At 64.7% G+C, this 8,117-nt stretch carries 4 protein-coding genes and 1 pseudogene; all 5 read left to right on the forward strand.

Features of this window, described 5'->3' with window-relative positions; genetic code table 11:
- The first annotated feature begins 7 nt into the window (after positions 1–7).
- Positions 8–1,747, forward strand: a complete 1,740-nt coding sequence (locus tag AC07OG_RS22240; protein WP_495068111.1) for an OmpA family protein — start codon at positions 8–10, stop codon at positions 1,745–1,747.
- 15 nt (positions 1,748–1,762) lie between these two features.
- On the forward strand, positions 1,763–2,254 hold the full coding sequence (locus AC07OG_RS22245) for an Hcp family type VI secretion system effector (RefSeq protein WP_060541691.1): 492 nt from the start codon (positions 1,763–1,765) through the stop codon (positions 2,252–2,254).
- Positions 2,255–2,401: 147 nt separating this feature from the next.
- Entirely contained in the window at positions 2,402–5,044 is a 2,643-nt protein-coding gene (tssH, locus tag AC07OG_RS22250; protein WP_495068112.1) for a type VI secretion system ATPase TssH, read from the forward strand.
- Positions 5,041–7,443, forward strand: a complete 2,403-nt coding sequence (locus AC07OG_RS22255; protein ID WP_495068113.1) for a type VI secretion system Vgr family protein — start codon at positions 5,041–5,043, stop codon at positions 7,441–7,443. The genes tssH and AC07OG_RS22255 overlap by 4 nt, the downstream gene beginning before the upstream one ends.
- 210 nt (positions 7,444–7,653) lie before the next feature.
- Positions 7,654–8,117: pseudogene (locus AC07OG_RS22260) on the forward strand (hypothetical protein); the annotation flags it as partial.

The raw sequence follows: 8,117 nt of genomic DNA on the forward strand, positions 1-8,117 counted from the left end.
GGGGTCCATGACGCTCAAACTCAAACAAGGGCTCTGGCTATGGACCGGTGCACTGGCCCTGATGCTGCTGGCGATCATCCCGCTTGACGGATGGACGCGCGGGGTTGGCGTCTTGATCGTTGTCGGCAGTGTTGCGTTGGCGAGGGTGCGGGCGGCGCGTCAGGCAGCGCAGCAACGGGAACTGCCCGGTTCCCTCGATGAATTCGCGCTGCCCCCGGCGAGCTACGGACATCCCGTGGTGCTGGTCTGTGGCGACGGCCTGTCCAGCCTGTTTGGTTTCGATGCCTGCGAGCATCCCGCGCAGCGGTTGACCGAGCAGGGATGTTACCTGCGGGTCGCCCGTGTGCAGCAGCTGCCCGGGCTGGTCGACAGCGTCATGACCTTGCGCCCGCAGTGGGGCGGGCAGCTCAGTGTGATGTTGATCGTCAACCCGGGCGAGCACATCAATGCCGCGGCGTTGGCCGGGCAGGTTCGTACCTTCATTCATCAGGTCGCACTGACGCGCAAGCGTGGCTTTAGCTTGCCGTTGCTGCTGGTCAGCTATCAGCAGTCCCCGGCAGCCAAAGGGGCCTGGTTCAGCTGGGGCGCCGGGCAGGGCCAATGCAACATTCTGCAGGCCGGGGCCAGCTTCAGCCCTGAGGACTGGTATCGGCAATCCGCGCCGAGTGCAGTCCACACGCAACGATTGCAGGCGGGCATCCAGCTCAACGGCGCCGCCGCGTGGCTGGACGAGCAGGTCCTGGCGCACTTCACCTGCCGTGAAGGTCGCCAGCCTGTCGGCCTGCCGCTGGTGTGGGCCTGCACACTGGTACCGGCACTGCCCGGATATGTTCCCGGCAACCTGTGGCGGCAATGGCAGCGTGACAAGACCGCGTTGCTGGACGCCGATGTCGCTGTGCAAGTACCGGGGGAGTCGCTGCCGTTCCCTGATCCTTTGCTGACGCTGCTGCCCCGACAGGCACAACCTTCGCCACGGCGTGGCGCCATGGTGATCGCGGTGTGGCTGTTCGCTGGCGCCGCCGTCGTCGCCCTGACCAGCTCGGCCTGGCAGAACACCTTGCTGCTGCGCCAGGTCAGTGACGACCTGCGCCGTTACACATCCATTGCACCGACCGCGCGTCCCGAGCAACCCGAATACGCCCGGCGCGAGGATGCGTTGAACGTGCTGCGCGAGGACGCGGTGCGCCTGGACAGTTACTACCGCCTGGGCGCGCCCCTGGCACTGGGCCTTGGCCTGTATCACGGCGAGCGACTGCGTGAGCGGCTGTTGACCACCATCGCCGAGCACAGGCAACCGGTGACCCGCCCGCTGCCGGCACGCACCGCGCGAACCGTACGCCTGGACAGCCTGTCGCTGTTCAGCAGTGCCAGCGCACAACTCAAGCCTGAATCGACCAGGGTGCTGATCGACGCCCTGGTCGGCATCAAGGCCCAGCCGGGCTGGCTGATCGTCATCGCCGGGCATACCGATGCAGTGGGCAGCGACGAACACAATCTGCAGTTGTCCCGCGCCCGTGCGGCCGCGGTGCGTGACTGGATGCAGCGCATGGGCGGCATCCCCGACAGCTGTTTCGCGGTGCAGGGCTTTGGCAAGAGCCAGCCGATCGCCAGCAATGACACCGAGGCGGGGCGCCAGGCCAACCGTCGCGTCGATATCCGTCTGGTCCCGGAAGTGGGGGCCTGCGCGCTACCCACGGCCGGGGCCGACGTTCAATCCCCTGTCGCAAACGCGGCATTTGTGTACTGAGAAAAGGAGCATCACATGGCAATTCCCATTTACCTGTGGCTGAAAAATGACGCTGGAAACGACGTCAAAGGTTCAGTGAACGTAGTAGGGCGCGAAGGCAGTATCGAGGTGGTCGCTCACTCCCATAGCGTTTACATCGCCACCGACGACAACACCGGAAAATTGACCGGTACCCGGACTCATGCCCCGTACGTGTTTACCAAGGAGGTCGATGCCGCCAGCCCATACCTCTATCAGGCTGCAACCACCGGCCAGACGCTCACCAGTGCCGAGTTCAAATGGTATCGCATCGACAACAACGGCCAGGAGGTCGAGTATTTCAACGCCACCCTTGAAAACGTCAAGGTAGTGAGAGTCGCTTCGGAAATGCATGACATCAAGGACCCGACCAAGTCCAAACACAACCACATGGAAGAGATTGAGTTGCGCTACGAGAAGATCACCTGGCTCTACCTGGACGGCAACCTCATGCACGACGACTCCTGGAACCAGCGCTCGAGCGCATAACCCGGGAAAACCGGCAGGCAGCGCTTGCCTGCCGGTTCGGTGTGCTGGGTTGAGCGTCTGCTCGCGGACGTTCAACCCAGCCCATCCCGCCACTTCCATCGCCCCCACCGACCACCCCCTGAGCCCTCAGCACAAGGACGTAACGCCATGCCCCATAACTCCACGCGCCTGCTTCGCCGACTCAATCCCTACTGCGCCCAGGCGCTCAGTGCAGCGGCTTCCTTGTGCCAAAGCCGAGCTCATGGGTTGATCAGCATCGAACACTGGCTGCTCAAGTTGCTGGAGCAGGGGGAGGGCGACCTGACCCTGATCGCCCGTCGTCACGAATGGGACATGGACGCACTTTGGCGCGGTCTGCTTGACCATCTCGATACGCTGCCGCGCAGCGTGCAAGGCAAGCCGCAGTTGTGCGGCAAGTTGCACAAACTGATCGAGAGCGCCTGGTTGCGCGCGTCGCTGGAAGGGCATGACAGCCTGCGTTCGGTGCACCTGATGGGCGCGTTGCAGGACAGTCCGCAGCTGCTGGCTTGCGATGCGGCCTGGCCCATGCTGAGCCTTGGTGAAGTGCACCTGCAGCAGCTGTCGACGCTGCTCGATCAACACTCTGAGGAACGCCCTCAGGTCCAACAGCAAAGTGCACTGGACCAGCCCGCGGCTTTGCCCATCCCCGGTGCTGCCGTGCACGATGCCTTGCAAGCAGTACTGGACAAATTTACCCAGGACATCACCGCCAAGGCGCGGGGCGGGCAGATCGACCCGGTGTTCGGGCGTGACGATGAAATCCGTCAGGTCATCGACATCCTCAGCCGCCGGCGCAAGAACAACCCGATCCTGGTCGGCGAACCCGGCGTCGGCAAGACCGCGCTGGTCGAAGGCCTGGCCCTGCGCATTGCCGACGGCAACGTGCCGGACAGCCTCAAGGCGGTCAGCGTGCGCACCCTGGATCTGGGCCTGCTGCAAGCAGGCGCCGGGGTCAAGGGCGAGTTCGAGCAACGCCTGAAAAACGTCATCGACGCGGTGCAGCAGTCGCCCAACCCGGTGTTGCTGTTCATCGACGAAGCCCACACCCTGATCGGTGCCGGCAACCAGGCGGGCGGGGCGGATGCGGCAAACCTGCTCAAGCCGGCCCTGGCCCGTGGCGAATTGCGCACCATCGCCGCGACCACCTGGAGCGAATACAAGCAGTACTTCGAGCGCGATGCCGCACTGGAGCGGCGCTTCCAGATGGTCAAGGTCGACGAGCCGGACGATGCCAGCGCCTGCTTGATGCTGCGCGGCCTCAAGGCGCGTTACGCCAGCCATCACGGGGTGCACATCCAGGACGCGGCGGTGCAGGCGGCGGTCAGCCTGTCGCGGCGCTACCTCACGGGCCGGCAGCTGCCGGACAAGGCCGTCGACCTGCTCGACACCGCCAGCGCGCGGGTGCGCATGAGCCTCGACTGCGAGCCCCAGGCACTGGTGCGGCTCAAGGCCCGGCATGCCGCGCTGGAGCTGGAGCGGCGTGCGCTGGAGCAGGATGTGCAACTCAACGGCAGCGACTTGGGCGAGCGTTTGAGCCTGATCGCCGGGCAACAGGTCGAGCTGCAGCAACAGCAGGACGACCTGCTGCGCCAGTACCACTACGAGCTGGACCTGACCCGGCAATTGCTCGATGCGCGCCAGGCCGAACCCGCCCGCAGCGACCTCTGCGCGAAACTGCAGGAGCAGCTGCAGCGCGCCCAGGGTAGCCAGCCGATGCTGTCCCTCGACGTCGATGCCCGCAGCGTCGCCGAAGTCATCGCCGACTGGACCGGCGTGCCTCTGGGCAGTTTGCTCAAGGACGAACAAGCCAGCCTGCTGGCCCTGGAACAGCAACTGGGCGAGCGGGTGATTGGCCAGGATGCTGCCCTCGGCGCCCTGGCCCAGCGCCTGCGCGCGGCCAAGACCGGCCTGACCGAAGAACAGGCGCCGCTGGGGGTATTCCTGCTGGTCGGCACCAGCGGCGTCGGCAAGACACAAACCGCCCTGGCGCTGGCGGACTGCCTGTTCGGCGGCGAAAAATCGCTGATCACCCTCAACCTCTCCGAGTACCAGGAAGCCCACACCGTCAGCCAGCTCAAGGGCTCGCCACCGGGCTACGTCGGTTACGGCCAAGGCGGCGTGCTCACCGAAGCGGTGCGCCAGCGGCCCTACAGCGTGGTGTTGCTGGATGAGGTGGAGAAGGCCCACCGCGACGTGCTCAACCTGTTTTACCAGGTGTTCGACCGCGGCTTCATGCGCGATGGCGAAGGGCGCGAAATCGACTTCCGCAACACCGTCATCCTGATGACCTCCAACCTCGGCAGCGATGCGCTGCAAAACGGCCTGCGCGACCAGCCCGAGGCCAGCGACAGCGAGCTGCACGAATGGCTGCGACCGCTGCTGCGCGAGCACTTCCAGCCCGCCTTGCTCGCCCGCTTCCAGACCCTGATCTACCGCCCGCTGCAGGCCGACGCGCTCAAGCGCATCGTCGTGCTCAAACTGGCCAAGGTCGCCAAGCGCCTGCACCGCCATTACGGCCTGACCTGCCAAATCGACGACGGCCTGCACGACGCACTGGTCGCCGCCTGCCTGCTGCCCGACAGCGGCGCCCGCAACATCGACAGCCTGCTCAACCAGCAGATTCTACCGGTCCTCAGCCAGCAGCTGCTGCAGCGTCAGGCCGCCCGGCATAAAACCCTTGGCGTGAACCTGGGCTACAGCGACGAGGAGGGCATCACCCTGCAATTCAGCGACGCGCCCTCAGCCGTTGCGATGGAGGGCCAGGCATGAGTACCTTCTTCGACCACAGCCGCCACAAACTCAAGATCGACCAACTCGACACCCACCTCGACGTCCTCGCCTTCGAAGGCCATGAGTACCTCAGCCAACCCTACCTCTACCGCATCGAATTCACCGCCAGCGACCTCGACATCGGCGCGGAAAAACTCATCGGCCAATACGCCGAGTTCAGCCTGTACGCCCACCCGTCGACGCGGCCGGTGATGTCCTGGGACGAACCCAAGCCACCCAAACCCCTGCGCACCCTGTACGGCCGCATCACCGGCTGCCAGCGCCTGTCCGGGTCGGTCGACGAAGCCCGCTACGAAGTCACCCTGCAACCGCGCCTGGCCTTGCTCGATCGCGGCCAGCAAACGCGCATCTACCAGCACCAGTCCGTGCCGGACATCGTCAAAAGCATCCTGCGCAGCCGCCACGGTCTGGACACCGGGCATTTTCGCTTCACCCTCAAGCGCGACTACCCGTCCCGCGAACAGGTCATGCAGTACCAGGAAAGCGACCTGGCCTTCATCAGCCGGATCCTCGCCGAAGTCGGCATCTGGTACCGCTGCACCCAACACGAAAAACTCCACTTCGACATGGTCGAGTTTTGCGACGACCAGCGCTGCTACCAGTTCGACGTCGAATTGCCGCTGCGCTCGCCCTCAGGCTTCAGCAACAGCGACGAGGACAGCGTCTGGGCCCTGCAAACCCGCCACCAGGTGGTAGAGCAGCAGGTCAACGTGCGCGCCTACCACCCCGAAGACAGCCGCGCCTACCTCGATGGCGAAGTCGACCAGACCCAGGGCGAGCCGGCCGCCCACGGCAAAGTCGAACGCCCCAGCGCCGACAACACCTACGGCGAGGCCTACCACTACGCCGAACCCTACCGCGTGCTCGGCAAGGCCCACCTGCGCGACGAAGACCTGCAAAGCGAAAGCGGCTTTTTCTACGCACGCCTGCGCCATGAACGCTACCTCAACAACCAGACCCACCTCAGCGGTACCAGCAGTAGCGCCACCCTGGCCCCCGGCCAGGTCCTGACCATCAGCGGCGACACCCCCAAGGCCTTCGCCCCCCGCGTGGTGATTAAAAAGATCGCCATCCGCGCCGCCCGCGACCGCAGCCTGACCTGCGATTTCGAAGCCATGCCCTATGCCTTGCGCCTGTGCTTCCGCCCCGAAATACCACCCAAACCACAAATCGCCGGCACCCTCCCGGCACGCATCACCCACCCCCAGAGCAACCCCCTGTACACCGAAATCGACCAGCAAGGCCGCTACCGGGTCAAGTTCCTCTTCGACCGCGACACCTGGCCCGCCGGCCGCGAAAGCAAATGGCTGCGCCAGGCCCGCGCCTACGCCGGCGACACCTACGGCCTGCACCTGCCGCTGATCGCCGGCACCGAAGTGGCGATCGCCTTCGAACAGGGCGACCCGGATAGACCCTACATCGCCCACGCCTTGCATGACGACCAGCACCCGGACCTGGTGACCCAGCGCAACGACCACCGCAATGTGTTGCGTACACCGGCCAACAACAAGTTGCGGCTGGACGATACGCGGGGGCAGGAGCACATCAAGCTCAGTACTGAGTATGGGGGCAAGAGCCAGCTCAATCTGGGGCATCTGGTGGATGGGCAGCGGAAGAAGCGGGGGGAAGGGTTTGAGCTTCGTACGGATGATTGGGGCAGTTTGCGCGCGGGCAAGGGCGTGTTCATCAGCGCCGATGCGCAGGCCAAGGCGCAAGGTCAGGTGCTCGACATGGACGACGCCGTGGCCCGCCTGCAACAGGCCGGCGAACAGCTGCAACAGCTCTCCACAGATGCGCAGACCGCCAAAGCCGAACCGGCGGACGTGGCCGCGCAGATAAACCTGCTGCGTCAGGATCTGGAACAGCTCAAATCCCAGGTCCTGCTGCTCAGCGCCCCGCAAGGCATCGCCTTGACCAGCGGAAAACACCTGCAACTGGCGGCCAGGGACAACCTGATGCTCAACGCCGGTGGCGAAGCCGACCTCAGCGTGATCAAGCGCCTGTTCATCGGCGTCGGGCAGGGGGTGAGCCTGTTCGTGCGCAAGCTCGGTATCAAGCTCATCGCCAACCAGGGCCCGGTGAGCGTGCAGGCACAGAACGGCCGACTGGAGCTGATCGCCCGGCATGGTCTGACCATCACCAGCACCGAGGACGAAATCCACATCACCGCAAAAAAGAAAATCGTCCTCAATGGAGGCGGCAGTTACCTGAGCCTGGACGAATGCAGCATCGAGTCCGGCACGGCGGGCGATCACAAGGTCAAGGCGGCGCATTTCAAACACAGCGGTGCAGCCACGCAAGCACTTGAAATGCCGGTGCAATCACGAGTGGGCGAACACCCAACCACCTCCTCGGACCTTTCGGATTTTTCCGCCTGATTCTCTTTTGCATGACAAGGAGCGACATACAACATGGCCAGTTTGCTTGCCCGACTGTTTGGCTTACACGAACCGCCCCCGCCTGTAACGCCTGCGGCCCCCCGCGCACCGATTCTGCCGACACCTGTTACCCGGCTCATCGCGCAGCCCGCGAGCCCGGCCCCACTGAAAAACTGGTGCCATCCGTTCAAGAGCAACTTGAACCCACTGATGCAGCTGACCCACTTGGCCAAGGCCGCCGGCGGCTACTACCCGATCGGTCGCAGTGGCCTGTTCCACGGCGGCATCCATTTCGACGCAGGCACCGCCGGCACCCTCGATCAATCCAGCGTCCGATGCCTGGCCGACGGCGAAGTGGTGGCGTACCGCATCGACACGCACGCGCCGACCACGCGCTACTTCATCGGCGAGCTGACCATCGACAAGCCGTTCTCGCGCAACTTCGTCCTGGTGCGCCATCGCCTGCAGCCGCCCAGTATCATTGGCAGCGCGGACATACCGCCCAGCCTGACCTTCTACAGCCTGTACATGCACCTGCAGGATTGGGCGAAGTACGAACAAAATGATGCCATTGAGCGCCCGGGATTCTGGCCCGCGAGTCCGACCCTGCGGGTACCACAAACCGCCAAAGATGTTCGCCCCGGTCCGCTGGAACAGCGCGGCCTGAACGTGCG

It is taken from the genome of Pseudomonas sp. GW821-FHT09H03 (genome assembly GCF_059415945.1).